This is a genomic window from Stenotrophomonas sp. YJH_SMC_27 (genome assembly GCF_059369815.1).
Map to the genome: position 1 here is coordinate 1 of NZ_JCAFTA010000035.1, position 1,016 is coordinate 1,016.

1 protein-coding gene and 1 pseudogene are annotated in these 1,016 nt (G+C 56.1%); one reads left to right on the forward strand and one right to left on the reverse strand.

Annotation, left to right across the window (positions count from 1 at the left end; all coding sequences use genetic code 11):
- Positions 1-184, forward strand: a pseudogene (locus tag AC5P7R_RS22370) (hypothetical protein); the annotation flags it as partial.
- A gap of 368 nt (positions 185-552) precedes the next feature.
- Here AC5P7R_RS22370 and AC5P7R_RS22375 read toward each other — a convergent pair.
- Positions 553-837: a hypothetical protein gene (locus tag AC5P7R_RS22375; RefSeq protein WP_017354460.1), complete on the reverse strand. Its 285-nt coding sequence runs from the start codon at positions 835-837 to the stop codon at positions 553-555.
- Positions 838-1,016 lie beyond the last annotated feature (179 nt).

Below are 1,016 nucleotides of genomic sequence, written 5' to 3' on the forward strand. Positions count from 1 at the left end.
CTCAGTCCTGGACAGGTTAAGCGCGGCGGCGGCAGTGCTGATGCTGGTAGTGTTCGCAGCACCAGGCGCCGCACGCGCTAAAGCCATTGATTCACAAGGCTTTTCCGGCTCCGGTCAGCCGCATTCTGTATATTATGTTCATTACGCCATTGCCCGATCCAGGCTCCACCAGTCACGCCCCTGATCCACTCCAGGCGCCGGCCTGATTGTCTGTTGAGCGCTGCGAATTTGGGGCAGCTTGCGCGGCAACTTGTAGCAATTGATGCGCTGAGCTACGTGCAGTCCCAATGACTCGCTGTGATCTTGGTGCATCACCAATGGTGCGTCGCGAATCTGTTGCATCTCCAATGATGTTGCCAAGGCGTTGCAGCCACGCGCTTTCGAGAGCATCTAATTTGGGAGACGGCTATGACCGTCGGCTTCATTTCTGAGCTAGCTCAGCGGCTTGGACCCTCCAATTTTGAAGAGTCCAAGCGAACAATTCACTTGCTGGCTCCGGTGTCGCGGTCCCCGAGCCCCAACCACGTCAGAACCCCTTGGACTTCGGCGGTGTCAGTCAAGGCGCTGACTGATCCATTCCCATGTCGCCTTGCTGAGGTAGCCTTGGTACTCGCCACGGACAAGCTGGGATACAAAAATCCCGTCATTCTTATCGAGCTTCTGTTGAAGATCGGCAGATAGATCGTGAGCGCTCATATCCCCGGACACCCAGCGGACCGACTCCAGATCAGGATCTGCTACGTTCTGGTAGCGCTCCAGGTGCTTGAGGAACGCAGTCCTCTTTGCGTCGTAGTTGGCTTCTCGGTTCAAATTCCAGGTGACAACATAGACGGCCATTTCGATCCTTCGAGACTGACACCGAACGTGTCTCCGAGGGTCGGCAGGGAATCATTACGTACAGGGCCAAAAGCTGCCTAAGCGACTGAATTTCAAGGTTGATTGCTCGTCTCTCGGGCAGGCTCTCCCCATCTATGGGGTCTGTTCAAGCACCTTGGCTGTGTAGCTCAGCGGCGCCA

Coding starts and splice junctions, on each gene's coding strand:
- AC5P7R_RS22375 (WP_017354460.1), bottom strand. CDS start 837: ATGGCCGTCTATGTTGTCACCTGGAATTTGAACCGAGAAGCCAACTAC.